The organism is Chryseobacterium oranimense (genome assembly GCF_900129755.1).
Classification (GTDB): Bacteria; Bacteroidota; Bacteroidia; order Flavobacteriales; family Weeksellaceae; genus Chryseobacterium; species Chryseobacterium oranimense.
The window spans coordinates 331198-357582 of record NZ_FQWT01000003.1; the positions used below are offsets into that span (position 1 = coordinate 331198).

Annotated in this window: 24 protein-coding genes; 12 read left to right on the forward strand and 12 right to left on the reverse strand. The window is 37.8% G+C overall.

All coding sequences use genetic code 11. The features are described from left to right. Window positions 1-165 precede the first annotated feature (165 nt). Window positions 166-2904, reverse strand: a complete 2739-nt coding sequence (locus BUB03_RS12145) for a sodium-translocating pyrophosphatase (RefSeq protein ID WP_073063420.1) — start codon at window positions 2902-2904, stop codon at window positions 166-168. A 133-nt stretch (window positions 2905-3037) separates the two neighbouring features. On the opposite strand from BUB03_RS12145, the gene BUB03_RS12150 reads away from it, so the two are divergent. Further along, entirely contained in the window at window positions 3038-4765 is a 1728-nt protein-coding gene (locus tag BUB03_RS12150; protein ID WP_073063423.1) for an amidohydrolase, read from the forward strand. Window positions 4766-4868: 103 nt separating this feature from the next. Here the strand turns inward: BUB03_RS12150 and BUB03_RS12155 are convergent, their stop codons facing one another. From BUB03_RS12155 to pdhA, 10 genes are all read right to left on the reverse strand, one after another. Beyond that, window positions 4869-5480, reverse strand: a complete 612-nt coding sequence (locus BUB03_RS12155; protein WP_040999160.1) for an inorganic pyrophosphatase — start codon at window positions 5478-5480, stop codon at window positions 4869-4871. 16 nt (window positions 5481-5496) lie between these two features. After that, window positions 5497-6009 carry a DUF7935 family protein gene (locus tag BUB03_RS12160; RefSeq protein ID WP_073063426.1) on the reverse strand — a complete coding sequence of 171 codons (513 nt, stop codon included), beginning with the start codon at window positions 6007-6009 and terminating at the stop codon, window positions 5497-5499. 24 nt (window positions 6010-6033) lie between these two features. Next, on the reverse strand, window positions 6034-7146 hold the full coding sequence (locus BUB03_RS12165; protein WP_175547502.1) for a hypothetical protein: 1113 nt from the start codon (window positions 7144-7146) through the stop codon (window positions 6034-6036). A gap of 140 nt (window positions 7147-7286) precedes the next feature. Next, window positions 7287-8219 (reverse strand): phytanoyl-CoA dioxygenase family protein, encoded by a 933-nt coding sequence (locus BUB03_RS12170; protein ID WP_073063432.1) that lies wholly within the window; start codon window positions 8217-8219, stop codon window positions 7287-7289. Window positions 8220-8310: 91 nt separating this feature from the next. Next, window positions 8311-9222 carry a hypothetical protein gene (locus tag BUB03_RS12175; RefSeq protein WP_083538908.1) on the reverse strand — a complete coding sequence of 304 codons (912 nt, stop codon included), beginning with the start codon at window positions 9220-9222 and terminating at the stop codon, window positions 8311-8313. Next, entirely contained in the window at window positions 9219-9896 is a 678-nt protein-coding gene (radC, locus tag BUB03_RS12180; protein WP_040999150.1) for a RadC family protein, read from the reverse strand. The genes BUB03_RS12175 and radC overlap by 4 nt, the downstream gene beginning before the upstream one ends. Window positions 9897-9931: 35 nt before the next feature. Beyond that, window positions 9932-10507 (reverse strand): murein L,D-transpeptidase catalytic domain-containing protein, encoded by a 576-nt coding sequence (locus BUB03_RS12185; protein WP_073063437.1) that lies wholly within the window; start codon window positions 10505-10507, stop codon window positions 9932-9934. A 13-nt stretch (window positions 10508-10520) separates the two neighbouring features. Next, entirely contained in the window at window positions 10521-11189 is a 669-nt protein-coding gene (locus tag BUB03_RS12190; protein ID WP_040999146.1) for an ABC transporter ATP-binding protein, read from the reverse strand. Between the two features lie 196 nt (window positions 11190-11385). Continuing rightward, window positions 11386-13002 carry a pyruvate dehydrogenase complex dihydrolipoamide acetyltransferase gene (locus BUB03_RS12195; protein ID WP_073063440.1) on the reverse strand — a complete coding sequence of 539 codons (1617 nt, stop codon included), beginning with the start codon at window positions 13000-13002 and terminating at the stop codon, window positions 11386-11388. A gap of 108 nt (window positions 13003-13110) precedes the next feature. Further along, on the reverse strand, window positions 13111-14112 hold the full coding sequence (gene pdhA / locus BUB03_RS12200; protein WP_040999142.1) for a pyruvate dehydrogenase (acetyl-transferring) E1 component subunit alpha: 1002 nt from the start codon (window positions 14110-14112) through the stop codon (window positions 13111-13113). A gap of 124 nt (window positions 14113-14236) precedes the next feature. Here pdhA and BUB03_RS12205 point away from each other — a divergent pair, with 124 nt between their 5' ends. Genes BUB03_RS12205 through BUB03_RS12215 form a run of 3 tightly spaced genes read left to right on the forward strand, consistent with a single transcriptional unit; the run spans window position 14237 to window position 17126 of the window. Then, complete coding sequence (locus tag BUB03_RS12205) at window positions 14237-14839, forward strand: phosphatase PAP2 family protein (RefSeq protein WP_040999140.1); 603 nt, start codon at window positions 14237-14239, stop codon at window positions 14837-14839. A 7-nt stretch (window positions 14840-14846) separates the two neighbouring features. Then, window positions 14847-15323, forward strand: a complete 477-nt coding sequence (locus BUB03_RS12210) for a BlaI/MecI/CopY family transcriptional regulator (protein ID WP_073063442.1) — start codon at window positions 14847-14849, stop codon at window positions 15321-15323. An 18-nt stretch (window positions 15324-15341) separates the two neighbouring features. Beyond that, on the forward strand, window positions 15342-17126 hold the full coding sequence (locus tag BUB03_RS12215; RefSeq protein WP_073063444.1) for a DUF4153 domain-containing protein: 1785 nt from the start codon (window positions 15342-15344) through the stop codon (window positions 17124-17126). Window positions 17127-17226: 100 nt separating this feature from the next. Here the strand turns inward: BUB03_RS12215 and BUB03_RS12220 are convergent, their stop codons facing one another. Then, the gene (locus BUB03_RS12220) at window positions 17227-17589 is read right to left on the reverse strand and encodes an RNA recognition motif domain-containing protein (RefSeq protein WP_040999136.1); all 363 of its coding nucleotides are present in this window, start codon (window positions 17587-17589) and stop codon (window positions 17227-17229) included. Window positions 17590-17926: 337 nt separating this feature from the next. Here BUB03_RS12220 and BUB03_RS12225 point away from each other — a divergent pair, with 337 nt between their 5' ends. From BUB03_RS12225 to BUB03_RS12260, 8 genes are all read left to right on the forward strand, one after another. Then, entirely contained in the window at window positions 17927-18337 is a 411-nt protein-coding gene (locus tag BUB03_RS12225; protein WP_040999134.1) for a DUF6157 family protein, read from the forward strand. A 95-nt stretch (window positions 18338-18432) separates the two neighbouring features. Further along, entirely contained in the window at window positions 18433-18825 is a 393-nt protein-coding gene (locus BUB03_RS12230) for an acyl-CoA thioesterase (protein WP_040999132.1), read from the forward strand. Then, the gene (locus BUB03_RS12235; RefSeq protein ID WP_073063447.1) at window positions 18822-19382 is read left to right on the forward strand and encodes a helix-turn-helix domain-containing protein; all 561 of its coding nucleotides are present in this window, start codon (window positions 18822-18824) and stop codon (window positions 19380-19382) included. The genes BUB03_RS12230 and BUB03_RS12235 overlap by 4 nt, the downstream gene beginning before the upstream one ends. A gap of 222 nt (window positions 19383-19604) precedes the next feature. Beyond that, window positions 19605-22466, forward strand: a complete 2862-nt coding sequence (locus BUB03_RS12240; RefSeq protein WP_073063450.1) for a heavy metal translocating P-type ATPase — start codon at window positions 19605-19607, stop codon at window positions 22464-22466. 5 nt (window positions 22467-22471) lie between these two features. Continuing rightward, a complete protein-coding gene (locus BUB03_RS12245; RefSeq protein WP_073063452.1) occupies window positions 22472-23200 on the forward strand; it encodes a DUF72 domain-containing protein in 729 nt (242 codons plus the stop codon). 253 nt (window positions 23201-23453) lie between these two features. Next, window positions 23454-24320, forward strand: coding sequence for a polysaccharide deacetylase family protein (locus BUB03_RS12250; RefSeq protein ID WP_073063455.1), 867 nt, complete (start codon window positions 23454-23456; stop codon window positions 24318-24320). A gap of 148 nt (window positions 24321-24468) precedes the next feature. Next, complete coding sequence (locus BUB03_RS12255) at window positions 24469-25128, forward strand: YggS family pyridoxal phosphate-dependent enzyme (RefSeq protein WP_073063458.1); 660 nt, start codon at window positions 24469-24471, stop codon at window positions 25126-25128. A gap of 56 nt (window positions 25129-25184) precedes the next feature. Beyond that, on the forward strand, window positions 25185-26369 hold the full coding sequence (locus tag BUB03_RS12260) for a sigma-54-dependent transcriptional regulator (RefSeq protein ID WP_040999120.1): 1185 nt from the start codon (window positions 25185-25187) through the stop codon (window positions 26367-26369). Window positions 26370-26385: the final 16 nt, after the last annotated feature.

Sequence of the window (26385 nt, forward strand, 5' to 3'; positions counted from 1 at the left end):
AGTATTACAAGAATTATCATTATGTACGATGATATGTATAAATCCCTTGGGACAAAAGAATAAATTAAAATTTTATTTACCCGCAAATCTTGCCGATTTACACAGATTAGATATCAAAAAAAGCACCGCCTGCAAGGCGGTGCTTTAAATATTTGCTTATTGATCTTAGAGACTTAAAACCCTTACATCAATTCTTCTGTTTTTTGCTTTACATTCATCGGTATCATTAGCTTCGCAAACCGGGTGCTGGGAGCCGTAGCCTTCTGCTTCTACCCTGTCTGAAGAAATTCCTAATTCAAGAAGCTTCAGCTTTGCGGTCTGGGCCCGAAGGTTGGACAGCTTCAGATTGCTCTCTTCATTACCGGTGTTATCTGTATATCCTCCCAGTTTTATTTTCAGGTCAGGATAATCATTTAGAATTTCAGCAAGATTGTTCAGCTGTACTTCCGATCCTGGTTTCAAATCACTGGAACCGGTTTCAAAATAAAGATTTTCTAATGTATACCAGTTATTAGGATCTATGACCGTCTGATCTTTTTGTTTTACCGCATTGTACAACTGGAATAGTCTGCTTCCTTCTCCTAATGTAATTATTTTGCCTCCTTTCAGTTTTACTTCCTGAATGGTTCCGGTTTCATAAACAAAGTCTCCGTTTTCATTAAGGTGTCCTTTAATTTCTGTCGGATTCGCAGTAGGAACCCCCTCAATAGCTGTAGTGGATGTTGATGAATTTACATTATAAGTTTTGGTCAGGCTTTCCAGCTTAGCTTTTCTGTTAGCTTCAATTTTATCCTTATGCAATACAGCAAGTGTTGGAGCAATTACCAATGATACAATGGACATCAGCTTGATGAGAATATTCATAGATGGTCCTGAAGTATCTTTAAACGGATCTCCTACCGTATCTCCCGTTACGGAAGCTTTATGAGGTTCTGAGCCTTTATAATAGGTCTGGCCATTGATATCCACACCTTTTTCAAATGATTTTTTGGCATTATCCCAGGCGCCACCGGCATTATTTTGGAACATTCCCATCAAAACACCACTTACAGTAGCTCCGGCCAGAAACCCTCCCAAGACTTCAGGTCCGAAAATAAACCCGATCAATAAAGGTGAAATAATAGCAATGGCTCCCGGAAGCATCATTTTTCTGATGGATGCATCTGTGGAAATAGCTACACATTTTTCATACTCAGGCTGGGCTTTTCCTTCCAAGATACCCGGAATTTCGCGGAACTGTCTTCTTACTTCCTCTACCATCGCCATGGCTGCCTGTCCTACCGCCGTAATGGCAAGTGAGGAGAATATGAACGGAATCATTCCCCCTACAAATAATCCAGCCAGAACATCGGCTCTGTAAATATCGATCCCATCAATGCCTGCAATTCCTACGAACGCGGCAAATAAAGCCAGTGCCGTTAATGCGGCAGAAGCAATCGCAAAACCTTTACCTGTAGCTGCTGTGGTATTTCCTACGGCATCCAGAATATCTGTTTTTTCACGTACTTCTTTTGGAAGCTCACTCATTTCAGCAATTCCTCCGGCATTATCAGCAATCGGCCCGAAAGCATCAATAGCAAGCTGCATGGCAGTAGTAGCCATCATTCCGGCTGCTGCAATAGCAACCCCGTAAAGTCCTGCACACAGATAAGATCCGTAAATACCTCCTGCCAATACAATGATTGGAAGCAATGTAGATTCCATACCAACCGAAAGACCGCCGATAATATTGGTGGCGTGCCCTGTAGAAGACTGTCTTACAATGCTTGACACAGGCCTTTTACCCATAGCTGTATAATATTCGGTAATAATACTCATTAAAGTCCCTACGACAAGACCTACCATTATAGCTCCGAAGACGCCCATTTTAGTGAATTCATGTCCTCTGAGAGTCATTTTTTCAGGAAGGATGTAGGTAACCAGGAAGTAAGAGGATATAGCGGTAATCACGATACTTCCCCAGTTCCCTAAATTAAGGGCATTCTGAACACTGGAAGTAGATGAGCCTTCATTATCATTAATTCTTACAAACAAGGTCCCTATCATAGAGAAAATAATCCCTGTCCCGGCAATAAGCATGGGCAGGAGAATAGGTGCAAAACCTCCGAAGGAATCATCAGATATTGTTTCCCTACCTAAAACCATTGTTGCCAACACCGTTGCCACATAAGAACCGAATAAGTCGGCTCCCATTCCTGCCACATCTCCTACATTGTCTCCTACGTTATCTGCAATAGTTGCTGGATTTCTAGGATCATCTTCAGGAATTCCGGCTTCTACCTTTCCGACAAGGTCAGCCCCAACATCCGCAGCTTTGGTATAAATACCACCGCCTACTCTCGCAAAAAGAGCAATGGATTCTGCACCCAGGGAAAATCCGGTAAGAATTTCAATTGTTCTTTCCATCTCATGGGAATCTACCGTAGCATCGGGAGCAAAAATCTGTTTAATGATCAGGAAAAGGGCACCTAACCCCAGAACTGCCAGTCCGGCAACTCCCATTCCCATAACGGAACCTCCGGTAAAGGAAACTTTAAGCGCTCTGGAAAGCGAAGTTTTTGCAGCTTCTGCCGTTCTTACGTTCGCTTTTGTAGCGATCTTCATTCCGATAAATCCTGCCAGAGCAGAAAATACGGCTCCAACCGCAAAAGCAATCCCGATACTCCAGTGGGAATTGGAGTTGGTGGATCCCATTACGGCAAGCAATATAGCTACTATCACCACGAAATAGGTTAAAATCTTGTACTCAGCCTTTAGAAAAGCCATAGCACCGTCAGCGATATGACCGCTGATTATTTTCATTTTTTCATTTCCGGCATTCTGTTTACTTACCCAGTTACTCTGCAGGAAAGTATACAATAAGGCGACAACACCAAAAACCGGAATTAAATAGAACAAATCCATAGTTTATTATTTTTATATTAATAAATAGTAATTAGTTTTATAAATATAACAAAAATTCCATTGGTTTATTAAGCCTAGGCTGATAATATATTTTTTCGTAAATTTAAAGAACACCACAAAAACCTAATATCGTATGAAAGCATTAATTTATTTAATATTTTCAGTAGTTCTTATTGCTGTCAGCTGCACAGGAAGACCTCCGAAAGAAAAAGCAGAAATCCTTTATTTTGGAGGAACAATTTTAACGATGGAAGATACAGCTCCTCAGGCAGAGGCAGTAGTTTTAAAAAACGGCAAAATACTTTTTGCCGGAACAAAAGTAGAAGCTCACCGCTATACGGATGATAAAACGAAGATCATTAATCTTGAAGGAAAGGTTTTACTTCCCGGCTTCATTGATGTTCATGGCCATTTTACTTCAAGAGCCGGAATGATGCAGGCCATAGATCTGTTTCCTGAACCTTATGGCACGGTCAATTCCATTGAAGACCTTCAGAATACCATCAGGAAATATCTTAAAGACCACAGTGTCCCTGCTAATCAGCCGGTCATAGGCAACGGATATGATGATGCCATTATGACCGAGCACCGCCATCCGACCAGGGACGAACTGGATGCTATCAGCAAAACAAATCCCATTATTGTAATCCATACCTCAGGCCATGCCAGTGTAGCCAATACCGCCATGCTGAAGCTTTTAGGGATATCTGAATCTTCAAAGGATCCGGAAGGAGGCCATTACGGAAGGAATAAAAAAACAGGGAAGCTTAATGGAAAATTAGAAGAAAATGCAAGCTTTTCAGCACTTCTTTCCCTTACAGAAAAAATGAGTAAACAAACAGGAAATGCCCAAGCTCAGGCAATGGAGAATCTTAGAGAATCTCAGGATGAATGGCTCAGCTACGGCCAGACTACCATCTGTGACGGAAGAACAATGGGCGAAAGTGTGGCTCTTCTGGAGAAAGCGGCATCTGAACACCTTTTTAAAGCAGACGTAGTATATTTCCCTGATTATGAGTATTTCAAAAAGGATCTGCCTGCTTTTAAGCCAAAATATATGAAATACAACAATCATTTAAAGCTTGGTGGCTTCAAATTCTCGGATGATGGCTCGCCACAGGGGAAAACAGCCTGGCTTACCCAGCCTTATCTGGTTCCTCCCGAAGGCCAGTCAGCAGATTACAAAGGTTTCCCGATATTTACTGATCAGGTCCTGTACGATGATCTGAAAACTTTATTTCAAAACAATATCACTGCACAGCTTCATGTAAATGGGGATGCCGCTATTGATCAGGCATTACGGGTGATCGGAAAGCTGAAAGAGGAAAATATTTACAGGCCGGAACTTCGCGCCACCCTGATCCATGTTCAGAACAGCCGTCCGGATCATATTCAGAAAATTAAAGATATAGGGGTTATTCCTTCTTATTTTTCTACCCATGTATATTTATGGGGAGACTGGCATTATTCAAGTGTTTTCGGACCGGAAAGGGCGTCATTCATCAGTCCTGCCAATTCAGCATTACAGGCCGGAATTATCTTTACCATGCATCACGATGCTCCTGTTACCCCACCCGATTTGATTACGGCAATGTATTCTGCCGTGAACAGGAAAACCCGTTCAGGAAGGATACTGGGCCCCAATGAAAGAATAACCCCGCTTCAGGCATTAAAAGCCATTACGATCAATGCAGCTTACCAGCTTCAGGAAGAGGAAAGGAAAGGTTCCATCAAAGCAGGAAAACTGGCGGACTTTGTCATCCTGGATCAAAATCCTTTAACAATTGATCCTGAACAAATCAGGAATATTAAAGTATTGGAAACGATTAAAGAAGGGGTTTCTGTTTATCGAAGAAAATAGGAAACTTTATATGCAGTTTTTTTCACACCTCATTTATTAAAAAACATAAAGGCAGATGAAAATTCATCTGCCTTTATGTATTATGTTTCGGAATTGTCTTGTTTTAACCGCCGAATTTTTCTGCATAGTCTTTTTGAGAAGCTTTGATCACTTTTCTAGCATGTTCAGCTCCGTATACCTCATGAATTCTGCATTTTGCAGGCTCATCCGGTAAATTTTTATAAGTCAGGAAGTAGTGCATTAATCTCTTCACTTCTGCTTCAGGAAGTTCTGCAATATCTCTGAAGTGTCCGAATGCGTGGTCACCGATCATAACAGCTACAATTTTATCATCTGCCTCACCTCCGTCAATCATTTTAAATCCACCGATTGGAATAGCTTCCATTAATAGCCCTCCTGAATGAATATTGTGCGAGCTTAGTACACAGATATCAAGCGGGTCATGATCCCCTTCCGTGACATCATCAGCTCCGGCTTCTATAGCCAGCTTCATTACTTCATTGTGGCAATATGTTCTCGGAACAAAGCCGTATAGAGCGGGAATAATATTAGAAAATTTCTGAGGCCTATCTACCTTTAAAAATCCTGTTTCTTTATCTACTTCATATTTAATAGTATCTGAAGGAACGATTTCCACGAATACGTTTACAACATTTGGCGCATCTTCTCCTGCAGAAACCCCGTGCCATGGATGTGCTTTAAAATTTGGAATCATTATTTATTTGTTATTTTTAAGTTATAATTAAAATTTCTCTTCTAAGGTCTTCTATGGTAGCAGCAATATAATCGTCTCCTTCCATATAGTTCATGATAAAAATGGTTTTGAACTCTTCAAGATCCGCATTTCCTTTCAATCCATCATAGGTTTTGTGAAGCAAATCGATCACGGCATTTTTGGAGTCCACGATATTGGTCCATGAGGCTTTTGTGATGTAGAGCTGCTGGGAAGAATTGTATTCAAACTCTTCATTGATGGTTTTTTCCGTAAGAAAGATGAATTCGTGTACGGCTAAACCTTTATCAAATTTCTGGATGATGTTGGATGGCTTTATTCTTTCTAAAAAAAGAGTCATTCTTTCATAGGAATGGGCCTTATTTTCTGAATTTGATTTTACAGAAAGAAGCTTGACCTCCTGGTTTTTAAGGGTGATATATGAGTGTACAAATTGTCTCAGCAAAACCAAAAAAGGAATTGCAATAATTAATGCAAAAGCATACGGTAAATATCCTGAAAAACTAGCCATAATTTTAGACCGCAAAATTACTAATTATTTTCCGGCTTCTAAAGAGTTTTTAAATATATCAGTTTTAGAATTCTGAATATAGATGAGTGACAGGATGATAATGAGATAAAAACCAATCATCATCCTGTTTGCCAGGCTTGGAAAAACCAAATATCTTAAAAAGACGGAGACATAAACAGAAGCAAAAAATAAGCACTGTGCCCAGCTTTTTTTACTGCTCAAAGAAAATCTATTCGCCAGAATAATGACAATAAATAGTAACAGCAACGGAAAATATGATCCGTTAAAATCCAGCATAATGGTTTTCTTTAAAAAATTCAAATAATCCGGAAAATAAAACGGGTCCGGATCGGATACCGGATAAATCTGAACTTGTGTAAACTGGTTCATAAATAAAGTGGACCATGAAATCTGATTAAAATACTGGATCAGAAAAAAAGATAAAAGCACATAAGCATAAGACCAGAATACTTTAACAGTCTTAATCTGAAGGCTGTTTCTGTATACATAGACCAGGATATAAAGAAATGAATATAAAATAAAATACTCCGGTCTCGTTAAAACACAAAGCATCGCAAAAACCGTAGCCGCAAGATGCTTTTTCCTTACCATAAAAGTATACAGACTCAACAGCAGCAATAAACAGGACAAACTGTCTGCCGAGGCATGTCTGCTGGCTTCCAGAAGCGGCTTGAATAATGAAATTAAAATGGTTATAATGAATGCTAAAGGATAATTCTTTACGATCCTGATCAGGAAACAGAATATCAGGACCAAAATAAAAGCATATGATAGTATGGAAGTCAGAAATATGGAGGTCGTTACTTTAAAACCCAATTTAAAGAACATCAGATTAATAAAGTTATAAAAAGGTTTTACCGAAAACAGCTGTAGTTCTTCTTCATAAGCTTTTGGATTTTCCGACAAGACTTTATAGTATGTATTCTCCCCTTTTGCGATTTCTTCGTCCTGTGGAGTAATTCCGAAAAGTTTTGGATTTGTTCCTTTTAATTCAGTATATACTTTTTTATGAATATCCTCTATTTTCATATCCGGATATTCCGCTTTGTAAACAAGCCCTACATAAGCTTCCAGATCTACGTTGTAATACTGGTGGGTATACAAATAGTATGACATGATACATAAGTAGAGAGAAAAAATAAAAACAAGAATATTTTTGGTTTTCTTCATTTGCGTATTGGTTTTAAGAATGCAAAAGTAAAAAAACTATTCTTTCAGCTGTAATGATTTGGTAGTTCTTTGTAGAAAGCTTAGAGTTACAGCTCGAACAAGGCTGGCCTTTGGGTCACCTCGTGATAACATACGCTGTTTTCATCAAAAAAGTGATAAACCAGGCTTTTTCGTGTTCTGTTTTTATCTGTATGCGGTTCGCCACCGTGAAGAATATTCGCATGCCATATCAGCATATCTCCTTTTTTGGCTTTAAAGATTTCTTTCTTCAGCCCCAGCTCATGAACTTTTGATTCCAAAAATTCTTCATAAGCCCGATAGCTCTTTTTACCGATTTTCAATGCGTCACCTTCATTATCGTAATCGGAATTAAGGAAATAAGGAAGCTTATGGCTTTTCGGGATATAATGCAAGGCACCATTGGTCTCATCCACATCTTCCAAAGCAATCCATACCCCCAGCAGCCCGCCAAGCGGATAAGTGGTCATGTGAATGCTGTCTGAATGGGTTTTCTGCTGGCTTCCATTAATGAAATTGATGCTCTGGAAAAGCTTGGCTTTACCATCTAAAAGCACAGACAAAAAATCCAGTAAATTCTTATCGCTTCCAATGTTTTTAATAATTTCAGAATGATGGATGGCAAACATCAGCTTTCCACCATAGATAAATTTCAGGGTGCCGTTTTCCATCAGCTTGTCGATCTCAGCATTAATTTTATCAGCATCCTCTGCCGTGATAAAATTTCTAAGGATCATGTATCCGTTTTCATCATACTGAAGGGCACTTTCTTTATTCTCATCGGTAAGTTCCTTGAAAAAATCAGTTTCGAGAAGTTTATTCCGGTCTATTGCTCTTTCCGAAGCGGGAAGATGGGCAAAATCAGCACTGGAAATACTTGAAAAATAGCTTTTGTTGAGTCCGTATTTTTTATACAAAGGAATATTATGCTTTAATTTTTTCTTATTAAAAAAATTATAAATAATATAGGGTAGTTTATAATGACGGATCTGCTTTAGCATGGCTTGATTATTAGAATAAATACTTTATAAAGATACAGAATAATATTTAATTAAAATCATTCTAAATAGTGAAATAAACATGATATTAGTCTTAAAAAAACTTTCCTCTCATTAAAAATCCTGTAAAATTCTTGACTAATGTTTTTTTGGAATTTTCTATGACTGCATAGTGTTTCAGTGCAGGCCTGAATCCTCTGAAAAACTCTTCAATGCTGGGAAGGTTACCTCCTTCAAAATCAAAAATACAGTGTTCTATATTTTCTTTTATAGCATGATCGATAAGTGTTGATGCCCCAGCCATTTTAATGTATTTCTTATCATTAAAAGTTCCTAAAAGCGCAATCGTATCATAATCTGAGTAAACAGCTATCATATTCGTGATCTCATGATGATAGTAAAAAGCTAAAAACTTCAAGTGTTTTGATACATGGAATGCTTCCAGAGTTTTAAGCAAAGTAGCCGTATCATTTTCTTTATCCAGCCCTATTACATTGTTCTTAATAAAAGTCTCAGCTTCCTGATAGTTGATTTCTTTCAGCTCTGAGTTTTCTATTATTTCCTCATCCAGTCTGAGCTTCCTTTTCCTCTTGGGGGAATATCTGGCAAAAACTTTTGCATATTCGTCAGGATACAGAAGGAAATTCTTTTTGGTTTTTAATTTTGAATCAAAACTATTGGTCTCATTGAAATGGTAAGCTCTTACGAGGTAGTTTTTCCGAAGGAAATGTAAAAATTTTTCATTGATCTTCTTATCATCCTTGTGGGAAAACACACCTAGTTGCTGGCATATCAATGGATTATGCACTATTTTTATCCCTTTTTTAAGGATAAAAGGAACAGGCATTACAGCTTCATAATTATTGAGAACTAAAACCTCCCACAGATTATTAGTGGTTACATCCAGGAAGTTTTTTGATGCTGAATATTTTCTCTGTTCTGATCTTTCCAGGCAGTCAGTATATTTTTTAAAATCAATCTCGTTGTATTTCAGTCTTCTAATCATAATAATCCTTCATCTGAGAAACTAAGATAGGTATCGTGTGTAATGATAATATGGTCTAAAAGCTGTATACTCAATGTTTTTCCAGCCTCGTCTATTTTTTTTGTAATGTTAATGTCTTCTTTACTGGGTTTCAAACTTCCGGAAGGATGATTATGGGCAATAATAATTCCTGTAGAAAAATGATCCAAAGCAGTTTTAAATAAAACTCTGACATCTACAATGGATTGGCTTATTCCACCTTGGGTTAATTGTGAGATATGAATTACCTTATTGCTCTGGTTGAGATAGATGGCCCAAAACTCTTCAGTCCTTAAATCTGACAACTTATTTTTAAGAATAGAATAAGCATCATTACTATTTGAAATCACAGCCTTTTCAGGTATTTCCTGAATTATTCTCCTTTTTCCTATTTCCAATGCCGCAATAATAGAAACTGCTTTTACTTCCCCCACTCCTTTGAACTTCATCAGTTCTTTGTTGGAAAGAAGGCTCAACTGATGCCAATTGTTATTTACTGATGCCAGTATCTTTCTTGCTAATTCCAGTGCGCTTTCATCCCTGCTTCCGCTTCCCATAATAATAGCAAGAAGTTCGGAATCAGAGAGTGAACTCTTTCCTTTCAGCAAGAATTTTTCTCTGGGTCTGTCGTCGTGGGCAAGGAATTTGATGGTCATTTGTGTGTTTTAAAGTTAAAAGTAAGAATTCTAAGTTAATAAAATGCATACATGATTACAGGATATTTCGACTCGTCAAGATATCTTGCAGTCTGAGCTAAAGCTTTAGTAGACAACATCGGGCATCCCAGGCTCAGACAGGCCGGATCTGAAGATTCCTGATCAGGAGTACACCCGAAAGAATGCAGCACAATTGCCCTTTGCATAGCATTGCTATTACTAAAATCTAACCCGTTCAGCCTGTAAGCTTTTCCAAATTTCCCGTTATAACTGTTCAGTATTTCATATTTCCCAAGTGAAGACTGGTATGATCCTTCGATATTACTGAATTTCAAATCCTTTGAGTTTTTTATAACCGAACCTGAACCGTGAGAAACAATTGCTTTTTGCAGTATTTTATTGTTTTTCAGATCATACACGAAGTAGCGGTATTTTCCGGAATATGTCTTAAAGTTAATAAAAACAGCAATATCCTGATTATAGTTTTTTCCTTTTACAAAATTCTTAATTTCCAAAACCTTTGCTTCCGGAAGAACGCCGGAAATATTTTCCTGAGTCTCACCTTTAGAACAGGAAATAATAAAAAGGAACAGAAATATAAGTTTTTCCATTAATATAAAAGTGTTATTCGATAATCATACCATCTTTCATGACCAGTTTCCGGTCTGTAATCTCGGCAAGGTTCGGGTTATGGGTTACAATCACAAAGGTCTGATTGTATTTGTCCCTAAGGTCAAAAAATAATCTGTGAAGGTCATCAGCATTTTTTGAATCCAGGTTTCCCGTAGGTTCATCCGCAAAGATAATTTTAGGAGAATTAATCAGTGCCCTTGCTACAGCTACCCTTTGTGCTTCCCCTCCGGATAACTGGTTGGGCTTATGATTCAATCTCTGTTCTATCTTAAGGTCTTCAAATAAAGCATATGCTTTTTCTAAAGCTTCTTTTTCGTTCGCTCCTCCAATTTTGGTGGGAAGAAGCACATTCTCTAAAGCTGTAAATTCAGGAAGAAGCTGGTGAAACTGAAAGACAAAACCGATATTCTGGTTTCTGAATTTGGAAAGCTGCTTATCATTCATATTGATGAAAGACTCTCCCGCAATGCTGATTTCCGTATTGTATTTATTAGAATTGCTTGGATGGTCCAGCGTTCCTAAAATCTGAAGTAATGTAGATTTTCCTGCCCCGGATTCACCTACAATAGAAACCACCTCACCTGTTTTAATGTGGATATCAACACCTTTCAGTACTTCTAAATTTCCATAAGATTTATGGATATTACTTGCTTTAATCATGATTCAAAAATAACAATTACCAAAGTAAAAACATAATTAATTAAAGCAAAAAATAATAAATTAATTTTTTTCGTACTTTAAAGAACAAATACTTTAATTAATTCAACTTTCAAGCCCTGTATTGAGTAAATTTATTGATGAGTTAAACAAAAAACCTCTCGAAATGAGAGGTTCTACTATTTTATAATCCAGAATGTTACAGTAACAAAGTTAAAGGACTTTCCAGATATGTTTTTAAGGTCTGTAAGAACTGAGCTCCAGTAGCACCGTCTACCACTCTGTGGTCGCATGCCAGTGAAAGTTTCATAATGTTTCCTACCACAATCTGACCGTCTTTTACAATCGGCTTCTCAATGATTGCTCCTACAGATAGGATGGCAGAGTTCGGCTGGTTGATGATACTTGTAAAGGTTTCGATTCCGAACATTCCAAGGTTGGAAATAGAGAATGTAGAACCTTCCATTTCATTTGCCTTCAGGCCTTTGCTCTTAGCTCTTGAAGCCATATCTTTTACAGCGGCAGAAATCTGCGTATAGTTCATCTGGTCTGTATTCTTCAGTACAGGAACCACTAATCCGTCAGGAATAGCTACTGCCACGCCTATGTTGATATTTCCTCTGTGGATGATCTTATCTCCTGCCCAGCTTGAATTTACCTGAGGGTGCTTTCTTAATGCTATAGCAGTAGCCTTAATGATCATATCATTGAAAGAGATCTTGGTATCCGGTAAGGAATTGATTTCTTTTCTGGCCTCAATAGCCTTATCCATATTGATCTCTACCATCAGATAGTAGTGAGGAGCAGAGAACTTACTTTCAGAAAGACGTTTTGCAATAATATTTCTTACCTGAGAGTTTGGCGTTTCTGTATCTTCACCCTGAACAAAGCTCAATGCAACCTGTGCTGCTGCCGGAGCAGAAGCTGCTGGCTGGGCTGCCGGAGCCTGAGAAGGCTGATAGTTTTCAATGTCTTTTTTAACGATTCTTCCGTTTTCTCCTGAACCATGAATGCTGTTGATATCAACACCTTTATCCTGAGCCATCTTTTTAGCTAACGGAGAAATAGCTACTCTGTCAGAAGATGAAGCGTTTGATGCCGGAGCCGCTTTTTCTTCTGCTTTAGCTTCAGTTTTCTGTTCAGCCGGTTTTTCAGAGGCCGGGGCAGCTGCTTTTGGAGCACCTACCGCAGAAACATCTGTTCCTTCCGGGCCGATAATAGCCAATACTGAGTCTACCGGAGCTGCACCACCTTCTTCTACACCCTGCTTCAATAATACTCCGTTGAATTCAGATTCAAAATCCTGAACCGCTTTATCAGTTTCGATTTCAGCAAGAAGATCTCCTTCTTTCACTGTATCGCCTACATTTTTATGCCATTTCGCCACTTTACCTTCTGTCATTGTATCAGAAAGTCTTGGCATTGTAATAATTTCTACACCTGCAGGAACTTCTGCAGTAGTCTGCTCGACACTTGTAGCATTATTTTCTGTTTTTGATTCTTCTTCAGATTTTTTCTCTTCAGATCCGCCTGCAGCAGGAGCAGCAGCTCCACCTGTTAACCCTGAAATATCTTCTCCTTCATTACCGATAATCGCTAAAACAGAATCTACAGCAGCAGCAGCGCCTTCTTCTACACCAATATATAAAAGAGTTCCTTCCATTTCAGATTCGAAATCCTGAACAGCTTTATCTGTCTCAATTTCAGCTAAAATATCTCCTTCTTTTACTTTATCGCCTACTTTTTTATGCCATTTTGCCACTTTCCCTTCCGTCATAGTATCCGAAAGGCGGGGCATCGTAATTACTTCTGCCATAATTTTTTTTAATTTGAAAATTTGGTAATTTGCTAATTTGAAAATTAAAAAAGATGTGATAATAAATCATTTTCAAATTTTCAAACTTTCAAATTGATTCATTATCTTTTAGTTTTCTAATTTATCTAAGAATGGGTAGTTTTCCTGAGCATAAACATATTCGTAGATTTTCTCCGGATCCGGATATGGTGAATTCTCCATGAACTCAACGCATTCTTCTACAAACTCTCTTGATTTATTGTCGATCGCTTCCAGCTCAGCTTCTGTAGCCCATCCGTTTTCCAGGATTCTGTGTTTTACCAGCTCCATAGGGTCATCATTCTTATGAATCGCCACCTCTTCTTTGCTTCTGTAAGGTTCTGCATCAGACATAGAGTGTCCTCTGTAACGGTACGTTCTTGCTTCAATGAAGGTAGGTCCGTCTCCTCTTCTAGCTCTTTCTATTGCTTCGTAAGCTGCTTCGGCTACTTTTTCAGGATCCATCGCATCTACAGCCAGGCAAGGCATTTCGTATCCTAAACCTAATTTATAGATATCTTCGTGGTTGGCTGTCCTTTTTACAGAAGTTCCCATTGCATACTGGTTGTTTTCTACCACAAATACTACAGGAAGTTTCCAGTTCATCGCCATATTGAATGTTTCATGAAGCGATCCCTGTCTTGCTGCCCCGTCCCCGAAGAAACAGATGTTTACAGCTTTTCTGTCAAAATATTTATCTGCAAAAGCAATTCCGGCCCCTAAAGGAATCTGTCCTCCTACAATACCGTGCCCTCCGTAAAAACGGTGCTCTTTGCTGAAAATGTGCATAGATCCGCCCATACCTCCGGACGTTCCGGTAGCTTTACCACAAAGTTCAGCCATGATTCTTTTAGGATCTACCCCCATCGCCATTGGATGGATGTGGCATCTGTAAGCAGTAATCATACTGTCTTTCGTTAAATCCATTGCATGCGTGAAGCCGGCAGGAATAGCCTCCTGACCGTTATACAAATGTAAAAAACCTCTGATCTTTTGTTTTAGATAAAGAGAACGGCATTTGTCTTCAAACCTTCTCCACATAGTCATATCTTCATACCACTTCAGGTATACCTCTTTAGAAAATTCTTTCATGTGCTAGCTCTTGCTTTTTTATGATGAATATTTGAGCAAAATTATAAAAAAAACTTTGTTTTTATCGTATACATCCTAATTGTTTTTTTGCTTATAGTGTTATATTTGAATTTTAAACTTAAACATGGAAGAAAAACAGCCTTTACTGGTGCATAAAATTTCAAGAATCATCTCAGATTTTTTCAATCCTCTTATTTCCTTATTTATTTTTTTCGTTTATATGAGTGTAAGGGAATATTCCCTGAAAGATTCTCTTCTTTATTTTGTTCCTTTATTATTAATGATCATTCTTCCGGTCGTGATATGGCTGGTATGGAATGTAAAGACGGGAAGATATACCAATATGGATGTATCCGACCGGGTTCAGAGGAAAAGCCTTTATATATTTATTGCCGCCTGTGTGGTTGCTTATCTTGTTTTTAACTATTTCAGAAACGGATACATTGATCTTGTCATGCTTTTTATACTGATTCTTGTTTTCACTATGCAGATCAGCAATTTATTTATTAAAAGCTCGATGCATACAGCCTTTAATGTATTTGTTGCAGCCCTGTTCTTCACTCTCGACTGGAAGGCGGGGCTCGTATGGCTGGGCATAGCGGCTTTGGTGGGAATCACAAGAATTATTTTAAAAAGACATACGGTAAAGGAAGTATTTATGGGTGCCGGGATAGCATTTGTGGTATCTTTTATTTATCTTTATTGCAATATACAATTTCAACATTAAGAATTCTATGAAAATAAATCATCTTACCGCTGCTGAGGAAAATTTTATGAAGCTGTTCTGGAAGCTTGAATCTTTTTATCTTAAAGACATCATGGAGCAGCATCCTGAGCCGAAGCCGCACCAGAATACCGTTTCCACTTACCTGAAAATACTGGTGGAAAAAGGTTATATCACAACTCAAAAAGAAGGAAGAATCTTTAAATATACAGTGGCAGTTCCGTCTGAAGAATATAGAAAATTTCTGCTGAAAGAACTTTCGCACAATTTTTTCAATGATTCCGGGAAAGAAATGCTTGAGCTTTTGTTTAATGAAAAACTGATATCCCAGAATGATCTGAAAAACTACTTTGATCTTAAAATTGAAATCGTTCCTGCAAAGATTGAGGAACCGAAATTTGAGTACGCAGATGAAATATTAAATCCTAAAAAAGTTAAAAAGGCTAAAAAAGACAAAGACAAGAAGAAAAAAAAGAAAAAGGATTAAGCACAAAATAAGCGGATCATGAAAACAAGATTCCGGGAAATAACAGGGAAAGCACAGGAGGTTCTTTTGCGATATCCAATGGTTTTATTAATGGGACTTCTCTCTTCTGTCGGTGCTATCTGTATGCTGGATAGCAAAAACAAAAAAGAATTGCTGTTTACCCATACCAAATTCACCATCTGTTGCTGTCTGGGAATTTCTTTGATGTTCGCGTTAAAAATCCTTTCTCAAAGAATCGGGAAAAGACTATTACTGGAAATATTGGGAACCGTTTTCCTTGTTGGATTCTATTTTGTTTTACCTGTAAAAGAGCGGGAGTTCACCGAGGTATATGGCTTTATCGTTGCCATTACTTTCCTTTTGTCTCATTTACTGGTTTCCTTTGCTGCATTTCTGGAAAAAAACAGGGAGCTTAATTTCTGGCAGTATAATAAGAACCTTTTTGTTAATATTTTTCTGACAGCAGTTTTTACAGGAGTGTTTACAGGCGGTGTAGAACTCGCGATACTGGCCGTTGACAAACTGTTTGATTTTAATTTCCACGACAAACTTTACCTTGATACTTTTTATGTATTAGCTATATTCGGGAGTTCCTTTATTTTTCTGCTCTTTAATGAAAACGGCCTGAACTATCTTGAAAAAGACGGAACATATCCTGTGATCTTAAAATTTTTCACCCAGTTTGTCCTGATCCCTTTGCTTTTTATTTATGCAATCATCCTTTACTTTTATTCATTTAAGATCATCATCAACTGGGAACTTCCGAGAGGATGGGTTTCCTATTTGGTTTTAGCCTATAGTATCGTTGGTATTCTTGCCTTATTGCTCGTATATCCGTTGAAAGAAGAAAAAGCAAAATCCTGGGTCAAAGTATTTTCAAAGCTATTCTATTACACTATAATTCCTTTGCTTGTTTTATTATTTACAGCCATATTTACAAGGATTCTGGAATACGGTTATACGGAACCCAGATATTTTGTATTGCTGCTGGCACTTTGGCTATTGAGTGTGGTGGTTTATTTTATATTGAACAAAAAAGCAAGTATCAAATTCATTCCTGTAAGTTTATTCATATTCGGTCTATTTTCACTGATCTTTCCTTATTTGAATGCATTCAGTGTTGCTAAAAGAAGTCAGAAAAATGAATTAATGAAACTTCTGGATGAGAATAAGCTATTGGTCAATAATAAAATAGATTTTCAAAAAAGAGTGTCCGACACCATTGTGATAGAAATTTCGGACAAATTTCAGTTCCTGGCAAAAAGAAAGCAAAAAGATTTTCTGCTGAATCTTGTTTCCGGGAAAACAAGTAACCTTTTAGCCCGTGAATTTGAACAGCCTTACTCATGGGCATTCATTACATTGAGAGATGCATTTACCAATGTAGACAAAACCCTGGAAGCTTCAACATTGGAAAGACTTGTTTTAGAATCTGAGACCAGAGTAACTCACATTGAGGGATATCAGTATTTAATTAATTTCAATAATTATACTCAGGAATCAAGAGATATTAATGGGGATACATTCGAAATAGATAATGAGACAGAAGTAAATAATAACAGAACGATAAGGGTAATCCTTAATTCAGCTCAATCGGTAGATTTCGGTCCTGCCATGAACAAACTTTTTGAAAATAATACCTCTGGAACGGGAACAGTAACAATGAAAGAAATTTCTATGGAAAGTGACCTGGAAAAATATCACATCAAAATAGTGTTCCAGAATATGTCAAGAAGTAAAACTCCTGACAATAAAATGAATATCTACTATGACAATGCGGTACTTCTGATCAAAGAAAAATAAAGAGATAAAAAATTATCCCTTCCTGAATACATTAACAAATGCTAATAATCAGGAAGGGATAATTGTATATAAAAAAAGCGGCTCAAAGCCGCTTATATTTTTACCAACGGTTTCCGCCGCCGTTACCTCCACGGTTGTTTCCACCACCGTATCCACCACCGTTACCACGGTTGTTTCCGTAACCACCGCCTCTGTTGTTGTCAAAGCTTCTTCTTGGCTTCTCTTCTCTTGGCTTAGCTTCAGATACGTTTAAAGTTTTTCCGTTAAATTCTTTCTGGTTAAGAGCTTCAATAGCTTGTTTTCCTTCTTCATCACCCATTTCTACAAAACCGAAACCTCTTGAACGGCCAGTTTCTCTGTCTGTAACAATTTTAGCTGATGATACATCACCAAATTCTGCGAATAGATCGTGCAACTCATACTCTTTAGTTGCGTAATTGATGTTTGAAACAAAAATGTTCATTTTAAATAAAAATTATAAATTAATAAAAATTTGGTATATAAGAGAAAAACAACATAAATTAATGAACAAATATTGATTCCAAATATAAACGAATGCAAGATACAATTAAAAATTATAAATCAAAGTTTTTTTTAAGCCATTTATCACGCCGCTATGAATTCAAAAGATAGAATTATTTTTAAATAACAATTAATTATCGAAAAACAATAATTAAAGCCGCTTTTATAGAAAGTTAAAGTTAGTTAACATAATAGAAACAAGCCAACGGAATATCAGAAAACAATGCTCTGGTGATGAACTTCCGGATGTTTAAGGTCAAGAAACAAGATAAAAATATATGAAACATACTACCAATTACATCAACACTTTCATTGAAGTTGCCGGAGACTGCCCTGTCTCCCATGCCGAAACTCCGCCTGAAAAGAAAATAAAGACTTTAGCAGAGCTTCAGTATGATAAAATCATTAAAAATCCGTACCGGTATACTTCTGACGATATTATATTCGATTGCTATGCCCTGAAAAACGATATTGCAGAAAACGAAAAAGAAGAGGCAAAGATCCGTTTTTTCTCCAAAGGACAGCCCTGCCTCAGATCTTCCCCGCTGGCCAAGCGATATGGATTCGGCATTCATCACAACCAGGAAGGAAAAGTCGCAATTTTCCCTGTTGAAAGTAAAGAATATCAGAATTTCTTAAATGATGACCGCATAAAAAAGGTAAAAGCGATGCGTTCCAAAAAAATATGATTGAGAAAATGAATCATTTTCTTAAGATCAGTAAATGCTGTTTTCTTGATAAACCCAGTTTTTAACCTTAAATTTGTCTGGCAAATCAGTAAAACATGAACTATCATACCAGAAAATGGGTAAAGCCTGAAGACCTGAATCCCAACCATTCCCTTTTTGGAGGAAGACTTTTACAGTGGATCGATGAAGAAGCAGCACTTTACGCAATCATTCAGTTGGAAAATACAAAAGTAGTAACGAAATTTATTTCAGAGATCAACTTTGTAAGTTCGGCAAAACAGGGAGACATTATAGAAATCGGGATTGAAGCCACCCACTTCGGATCGTCATCCATTACTTTAAAATGTAATGTAAGAAACAAAATGACGCACCAGACTATCATTACAGTAGACAAGATCGTCATGGTGAACCTGGACAGTGAAGGAAACCCCGTGCCCCATGGAAAAACACAAATAGAGTTTGTAAAAGACAGACTGAGCAAGCCATGAAAATCTTCATCAAAAATATGGTGTGCAACCGCTGTATTTCCGCAGTGGAAAAAATATTCAGCGAGGCAGAAATAGCGACCAACTCAGTTATGTTGGGAGAAGTTGAAACCAAGGCAGATGTTTCTGAAGAGAAAATGACGGCTATAGAGAAAAGCCTTCTCGATACGGGCTTTGAAAGAATAAAAGATTCTGCCCATCAGCTTGTTGATAAAATTAAAAATATCATTATCATCAAAATCAGTGAACTGGATATTGATGAAAACTTCCTTCTTTCCGAATTTTTAAGCTCGAAAATTCACAAAGACTACAGCTCCCTTTCCAAAACCTTTTCCCAGAACGAAAACGTTACCCTGGAGCAGTTTTTCATCCTTCACAAAATTGAAAAAGTAAAAGAACTCCTTCTTTATAATGAATTCACCCTTACGGAAATTGCGGGAAAGCTTGGCTACAAAAGTGTTCAGCACCTTTCTTCCCAATTCAGGAATATCACCGGATTTACCCCTACGGAATTCAAGAAACTGAAAGATCATCAAAGAAAAACACTGGATAGTTTCTAAGTTTGAGAGTCAGAGTGTGGGAGAGTTTGAGTAACTATTAAATTAGATGTACTAATTTAATTTAAAATAGGTAATCATAGAATATCAAACCTCTTTCCATTTATCTTCCACACTATAAACTCTCCTACTCAACCCTTCTTCCAAATTCTATAACTATTATCCTTAAATTTATAACAGCCTTACCATTTCATTTTGGACATTTGTAATATAAATTCAAGGATCATGGACAAACAATATAATATACTCGGGATGACCTGCTCCGGCTGTCAGAAAAAAATCTCCGGACAGCTCAACAGTATTGAAGGAATTACAGCCGATGTCAATCTGGAGAATAATACAGTCACCATTACTTCTGATAAAGAAATCCAGCTTTCAGCTCTGAATAAAGCTCTGGAAGAAATAGGAAAATACAGGCTGGAAGACCCAAAACAACCTGAAAATACTTTTGTAAAGCCTCAGGACAGGGTTTCTCCTTCTTCTGTATATTACTGTCCAATGGAATGCGAAGGCGATAAAGTATACTTTAAACAAGGCGAAAGATGCCCTGTTTGCAATATGTATCTGGTTCCTATCGAAGAAAAGCATGCTAAAGACCCGAACCACAAACCCACCTACTCTTCCGCTAATCTTCCTGACAATTTCAAAGACAGCGTAGGTAAATACTATTGCCCGATGTTCTGTGAAGGTGATAAAATTTATGATGAAAAAGGGGACTGTCCGGTTTGTCATATGCATCTGGAAGAAATCACGGAAGATCTTGTAAAAAATGCTGCTTCTCACAACCATCAACACACCCATGCTCATCATAATCACGGCCATCATCATGAAGCTCCGAAAGTTACAGATGACATGGCCGGGAAATATTACTGCCCGATGTACTGCGAAGGCAACAAAACTTATGATTCCAATGTAGGATGTCCTGTATGCGGAATGGATCTGGTAAAATATCCTGAGAAGAAAACTGCAAAATATACCTGTCCCATGCATCCGGAGATCATCAGGGATGAACCCGGAGATTGTCCGATCTGTGGAATGGACCTTGTAAGAATGCCCGACAGCGGAGATGACGAAGAAGATGAAACCTATAATATTTTAAAAAGAAAATTCATTATTTCTCTTCTCTTTACAGTTCCTGTCTTCATTCTTTCGATGGGCGGAATGTTGATTAATTTTCCTTTTTCCCATACAACACAGGGATTTATTGAGCTCGCCCTGACCCTTCCGGTAATGTTTTATTCCGGATGGTTCCTGCTGAAAAGAGGCTGGGTTTCATTTAAAACATGGAATTTAAATATGTTCAGCCTGATTGCCTTAGGAGTTGCAGCTGCATTTATTTTCAGCATAACAGCTTTGGCTTTTCCGGATATTATTCCGCATGAAATCAGAGGACACAATCACGAAATTCCGTTGTATTTTGAGGCGGTCTGCGTGATCTTAACACTTGTGATTCTAGGACAGCTGATGGAGGCTGCCGCTCACAAAAAAACAGGAAACGCCATCAAAGAGCTGATGAACCTTTCTCCTGATGAAGCTAATCTTATGATAAACGGGGAAGAAAAAAGAGTTTTGCTTTCTCAGGTAAAGATCGGAGATCTCCTGAAAGTAAAACCGGGTGAAAAAATTCCGGTTGATGGAAAAATCACGGAAGGAAATTCCCTGGTTGATGAAAGCATGATCACCGGTGAACCTGTCCCTGTAGAGAAAAGTGTTGATGATAAAGTTTCTTCGGGAACCATCAACGGAAATAAGGTTTTTATCATGAAAGCTGAAAAAGTAGGCGATGAAACCCTTCTTTCGCAAATCATCAAAATGGTGAATGAAGCCAGCCGAAGCAGGGCACCGATACAGAAACTGACAGACAAGGTTTCCAAAGTTTTTGTTCCGGTTGTAATCCTCATTGCCGTTCTTACCTTTGTATTATGGCAGTTTTTCGGTCCGGAAGGAAAAAGAAGCTTATTCGCCTTTGTTAATGCTGTTGCGGTTTTGATTGTGGCATGTCCATGTGCATTAGGTCTTGCAACTCCCATGTCACTGATGGTAGGAATTGGAAAAGGTGCCAAAAGCGGTATCCTGATTAAAAATGCCGAAGCGCTGGAACAGATGAATAAAGTGAATGTTCTGATCACTGATAAAACAGGAACTCTAACGGAAGGAAAGCCATCTGTAGAACATATTGAACCATCAGGAAACGCCAACAGGAATGATATTCTGAAAATAGCATTTTCACTGAATCAGAATTCCGAACATCCACTATCTAATGCGGTAATAAAGAAAGCGAAAGAAGAAAATTTAACCCCGGAAAAGGTTGATCACTTCGAAAACATTTCAGGAAAAGGAGTCCGGGGAAATATCAATGGAAAAACGGTGTATTTAGGAAACGAAAGTCTTTTAACATCCAATAATCTGTCCGTTTCTCCGGAATTAAAGCAAAAAGCCGTAGAAGTACAATCAAAGGCGCATACTATTTCTTTTGTAGCACAGGATCAGTCTGTATTAGGCTTTATCAGTTTTACAGATAAAATTAAGGAAACTTCCAGAAAAGCTGTTCAGCGCCTTATGGATGAAGGAATTGATGTGATCATGATGACGGGAGACAATGAGCATACCGCAAAAGCAGTTGCAGATCAACTGGGAATCAGGCATTATAAAGCAGGCTGCCTGCCCGAAGATAAACTGAATGAAGTAAAAAAACTTCAGCAGCAGGGTAAAATTGTAGCCATGACCGGTGACGGGATCAATGACTCCCCTGCTTTGGCGCAATCCGACGTAGGAATTGCAATGGGAACCGGAACCGATGTGGCCATGGAAAGTGCAGAAATTACATTATTAAAAGGTGATATTTTAGGCGTAGCGAAAGCTAAACTACTCAGTGAAAAGCTTCTTAAAAATATCAAAGAAAACCTGTTCTTTGCATTTATTTATAATGTGCTGGGAATTCCGGTAGCGGCAGGATTATTGTATCCTTTCTTTGGAATACTGTTATCACCTATGATTGCAGCAGCTGCAATGAGTGTCAGTTCACTTTCTGTCATTCTCAATTCATTAAGGCTGAATTCTGTCAATCTGGATACGGAAATAAAATAAATATCATGAAAAAAGAAAGTCTTTACATTGGATGTTCGGGATTTTACAATAACGACTGGAAAGGGTCGCTGTATCCTGAAAATGCTCCAAGTAAAGACTTTCTTACCTTATACTCACAGGTTTTCAATTCAGTGGAGATCAATTCCACTTTCTACAGAAAGCCAACTGCAAAAACGCTTTCAAAATGGTATGATGAAACGCCTGACAGCTTCAGATTTTTCATCAAAATACCAAAAGCAATTTCACATGAAAAGCGCCTGAAAGATTCCAGACATGAGATTTCAGAGTTCTGTGAACACATTGAAACTCATCTGAAAGAAAAGCTTTCCGGGTTTTTATACCAGTTTCCGCCTTCATTCAGAAAGTCGCAGGAAAATATTGACCTGATCCTTGCCGGCCTTGATTTTAAATATTTAAATGTTATAGAATTCCGTCATGATTCCTGGTGGTCTGAAGAAATTTTCACCCTTTTAAAAGACAACAATATTGTTTTTTCAGGAGTCAGTTTTCCCGGAAACCTTCCGGAAGAGATGATCATCAATCATCCTGACATCTTATATTACAGGCTTCATGGCAAACCCGTGCTTTATAAATCTGAATACAGTCCAGAATTTATCGATAAGCTTGCTGAAAAAATCAACCATTCGGAAAGGAAAACATTTATATTTTTCAATAATACCTGGGGAACGGCAGCCATTAAGAATTCTCTTTATTTGAAAGAAATATTAAAATAAATCCCACAGAAAGGAAAATAATACTACTTCAATAATAATAGAGAGAAGCTATTATTATTATAATTTTAAATGTTAAAAAACAGCAATAAGAAAACATAATCTCAAAACTTTTCATTTCACCGCAAAACACCATAAAACAAAGAGCTTAAAATAAAATTAAAAAACTGCATTTTAACAAAATGCGGCATATTATTTGTTAACATTTCAACAATTATTTTAACAAGTTTTTAACGATTTAATCTCCATTATCTTTATGAAAAAATTTTTGGGAGAAAAGTCAAAAAATATGGCTTTTCTTGGGATGACTGCATTGGTGAGTGCGGCTTCAATGGTATTCAACGGCTGTAACGGCAAAACTGATGTGAAAGAGTTTGAAAAAAACATTTCACTGGAACATCCCACCGCAAAACCGGTCCCCAGAATAGATGATGAGAATGTAGAATCCGATAAAAGAATCATCTACCTTACTTTTGATGATGGCCCTAACCAGGGAACAGAAAACCTTCTTAAAGTTTTAAACAAAAGAAATGTTTGTGCAACCGCCTTTCTGGTGGGGAAACACGCCTATGGAAGCAAAAGGCAGAAAGATGACCTGGAGCTTTTAAAAAATAATCCTCTGATCGAACTAGCTAATCACAGTTTTAGCCATGCTCATAATAAATACACCGATTTTTATAAAAATCCCGATGCTGTGGTCCATGATTTTAATATTGCCAGAGACAGCCTTAAACTTTATGATATGATCGCGAGAACACCCGGCAGAAATATCTGGAGATTGAACAACATCAACGTGACCGATATCAAAAGCTCTACCTATGCTGCCAACAGCCTTAGAAAAGCAGGCTATAAAGTAATCGGCTGGGATCTTGAATGGAGACCTTCCCAAAAAATGACCTTAAAGGGAAGTCATGAAGCCATGATCAAAAAAGTGGACAGCATTTTCTTTAATGACCTGGAAAAAACATCGAGGCATCTGGTTTTCCTTACCCATGATCAGTACCTCAGGGATGCTGATTCCATTAATGAATTGGATATGTTTATCGAAAAGCTTCAGAAAAGCAACAAGTTTGTGTTCAGGAAGATTTCCCAGTATCCACAGATTAATGAGATATTAAATTAATGTAACAATCCAGCAGTGGAACAATGAATACTATATGTGTATTACTTAAGCTGTAGCCCATCAAATAAGAATCAATAATTAAAATCTGGCAGCAACTATTTTACGGATTCATTAGTTTTTTGCTTTTAAAATTCAGAAATTTGCATATATGGAAATTAAAGAAAATTATACAGCAATAAAAAATCAGCTGCCAGCGGGAGTTCAACTGGTGGCCGTTTCCAAAACACACCCTGTTGAAGCCATTCAGGAAGTTTATAATCTGGGGCAGAAAGTTTTCGGGGAAAATAAAGTTCAGGAACTTATGGAGAAATACCCTCTCCTTCCGCAGGATATCCAGTGGCACCTGATCGGGCATCTTCAGACCAATAAAGTAAAATATATCGCTCCTTTCATTGATACCATTCAGAGTGTGGATTCTGAAAAAATTCTTTCAGAAATCAGTAAAGAAGCCGGGAAAAGCAACAGAAAAATCAAGGTCCTGCTTCAGGTAAAAATAGCTGAAGAAGAAAGTAAGTTCGGTCTTGAAGTTGCTGAAGCAAAAGCATTATTCCAGCGATATCTGAACGGAGAATTTCCGAATGTAGAGATTACCGGCCTGATGGGTATGGCTACATTTACCGACGACGAGGAACAGGTAAAAAGAGAGTTTTCGATATTAAAAGGACTTTTTGATGAATTAAATACATTAAAAACACTGGAAACTTTATCTATGGGAATGAGTGATGATTTCCCGGCTGCCATTGAATGCGGTGCCAATTCCGTAAGGGTGGGATCCGCTATTTTCGGCAGAAGAGATTACTCAAAATAGTATATTTAGGTATAGTTTTTGCTAATAATTGAATCAAAAAATCTAAATTTGCAACTATGCAAAAAATCCTTATTGTAGAAGACGAAAAAGCAATCTCGGGAGTACTACACAGTATCCTTTCTGATGAACTTACCGATTACGAATTTGTTATCGCTGAAGATGGCCTCGAAGGCTACAAACAGATAGAAAAAGAAGATTTCGCATTAGTGATTTCTGATATCAAGATGCCTAAACTTTCAGGAACGGAACTTTTAAAGCAAAGTATGGTTCTCAAGCCCGAAAGTACCTTCATCATGATCTCAGGCCACGCAGATATTGATTCTGCTGTTTCCTGCTTAAAAGAAGGAGCGTACGATTTCATTTCCAAACCTATCGACATCAACAGGCTGATTACAAGCGTAAAAAATGCTTTAGCCAAAGAAAGTCTTAAAAAGGAAAATAAAAATCTTCAAACTGAAAATAAAACCTTAAAAAGAAAGGTCAACAAAAAATACCAGATGATCGGTGATTCCCCTGCTCTGAAAAAGATCCAGGATATGATCGAAAAAGTTGCTGCTTCTGATGCCCGTGTTTTGATTACAGGACCCAACGGTGCAGGAAAAGAACTGGTAGCCCATGCTATCCACAACCAAAGCGAGCGCGCAAGAGGACCAATGGTAGAGGTAAACTGTGCGGCCATCCCTTCTGAACTTATTGAATCTGAGCTTTTCGGGCATGTAAAAGGTTCTTTTACAGGTGCTATTAAAGATAAGCAGGGAAAATTCGAACAGGCAAACGGAGGTACGATCTTTTTGGACGAGATCGGAGATATGAGCCTTATTGCTCAGGCTAAGGTTTTGAGGGCATTGCAGGAAAGCAAAGTTTCTCCTGTGGGAAGCGATAAGGAAATTAAGGTGGATGTAAGGGTAATTGCTGCAACCAACAAAAACATGCAGAAGGAAATTGAAGAAGGAAAATTCAGGGAAGACCTTTACCACAGGCTCTCTGTGATTGAGATCTACGTTCCGCCGTTGGATGACAGAAAAGAAGACATCAAATTATTGGTGGATCACTTTTCCGGTATGATTGCCGATGAGCATGGTACTGCCGTGAAGAAATTTGATGATAAAGCGATTGACGCGCTTAAAGTTCTTTCGTGGACAGGAAATATCAGAGAACTGAGAAATGTTGTGGAAAGATTAATTATTCTTGGCGGAAATACTGTTTCTGAGGAGGATGTTGCCAATTTTGTAAGGAAATAATTTAATTGAACATTAA

Coding starts and splice junctions, on each gene's coding strand:
- BUB03_RS12150 (WP_073063423.1), top strand. CDS start 3,038: ATGAAAGCATTAATTTATTTAATATTTTCAGTAGTTCTTATTGCTGTC.
- BUB03_RS12225 (WP_040999134.1), top strand. CDS start 17,927: ATGAAACATACTACCAATTACATCAACACTTTCATTGAAGTTGCCGGA.
- BUB03_RS12205 (WP_040999140.1), top strand. CDS start 14,237: ATGGAAGAAAAACAGCCTTTACTGGTGCATAAAATTTCAAGAATCATC.
- BUB03_RS12230 (WP_040999132.1), top strand. CDS start 18,433: ATGAACTATCATACCAGAAAATGGGTAAAGCCTGAAGACCTGAATCCC.
- BUB03_RS12170 (WP_073063432.1), bottom strand. CDS start 8,219: ATGCTAAAGCAGATCCGTCATTATAAACTACCCTATATTATTTATAAT.
- BUB03_RS12220 (WP_040999136.1), bottom strand. CDS start 17,589: ATGAACATTTTTGTTTCAAACATCAATTACGCAACTAAAGAGTATGAG.
- BUB03_RS12255 (WP_073063458.1), top strand. CDS start 24,469: ATGGAAATTAAAGAAAATTATACAGCAATAAAAAATCAGCTGCCAGCG.
- BUB03_RS12210 (WP_073063442.1), top strand. CDS start 14,847: ATGAAAATAAATCATCTTACCGCTGCTGAGGAAAATTTTATGAAGCTG.
- BUB03_RS12145 (WP_073063420.1), bottom strand. CDS start 2,904: ATGGATTTGTTCTATTTAATTCCGGTTTTTGGTGTTGTCGCCTTATTG.
- radC (WP_040999150.1), bottom strand. CDS start 9,896: ATGACCATCAAATTCCTTGCCCACGACGACAGACCCAGAGAAAAATTC.
- BUB03_RS12245 (WP_073063452.1), top strand. CDS start 22,472: ATGAAAAAAGAAAGTCTTTACATTGGATGTTCGGGATTTTACAATAAC.
- BUB03_RS12155 (WP_040999160.1), bottom strand. CDS start 5,480: ATGATTCCAAATTTTAAAGCACATCCATGGCACGGGGTTTCTGCAGGA.
- BUB03_RS12235 (WP_073063447.1), top strand. CDS start 18,822: ATGAAAATCTTCATCAAAAATATGGTGTGCAACCGCTGTATTTCCGCA.
- BUB03_RS12260 (WP_040999120.1), top strand. CDS start 25,185: ATGCAAAAAATCCTTATTGTAGAAGACGAAAAAGCAATCTCGGGAGTA.
- BUB03_RS12165 (WP_175547502.1), bottom strand. CDS start 7,146: ATGTCATACTATTTGTATACCCACCAGTATTACAACGTAGATCTGGAA.
- BUB03_RS12160 (WP_073063426.1), bottom strand. CDS start 6,009: ATGGCTAGTTTTTCAGGATATTTACCGTATGCTTTTGCATTAATTATT.
- BUB03_RS12215 (WP_073063444.1), top strand. CDS start 15,342: ATGAAAACAAGATTCCGGGAAATAACAGGGAAAGCACAGGAGGTTCTT.
- BUB03_RS12185 (WP_073063437.1), bottom strand. CDS start 10,507: ATGGAAAAACTTATATTTCTGTTCCTTTTTATTATTTCCTGTTCTAAA.
- BUB03_RS12190 (WP_040999146.1), bottom strand. CDS start 11,189: ATGATTAAAGCAAGTAATATCCATAAATCTTATGGAAATTTAGAAGTA.
- BUB03_RS12250 (WP_073063455.1), top strand. CDS start 23,454: ATGAAAAAATTTTTGGGAGAAAAGTCAAAAAATATGGCTTTTCTTGGG.
- BUB03_RS12175 (WP_083538908.1), bottom strand. CDS start 9,222: ATGATTAGAAGACTGAAATACAACGAGATTGATTTTAAAAAATATACT.
- BUB03_RS12240 (WP_073063450.1), top strand. CDS start 19,605: ATGGACAAACAATATAATATACTCGGGATGACCTGCTCCGGCTGTCAG.
- BUB03_RS12195 (WP_073063440.1), bottom strand. CDS start 13,002: ATGGCAGAAGTAATTACGATGCCCCGCCTTTCGGATACTATGACGGAA.
- pdhA (WP_040999142.1), bottom strand. CDS start 14,112: ATGAAAGAATTTTCTAAAGAGGTATACCTGAAGTGGTATGAAGATATG.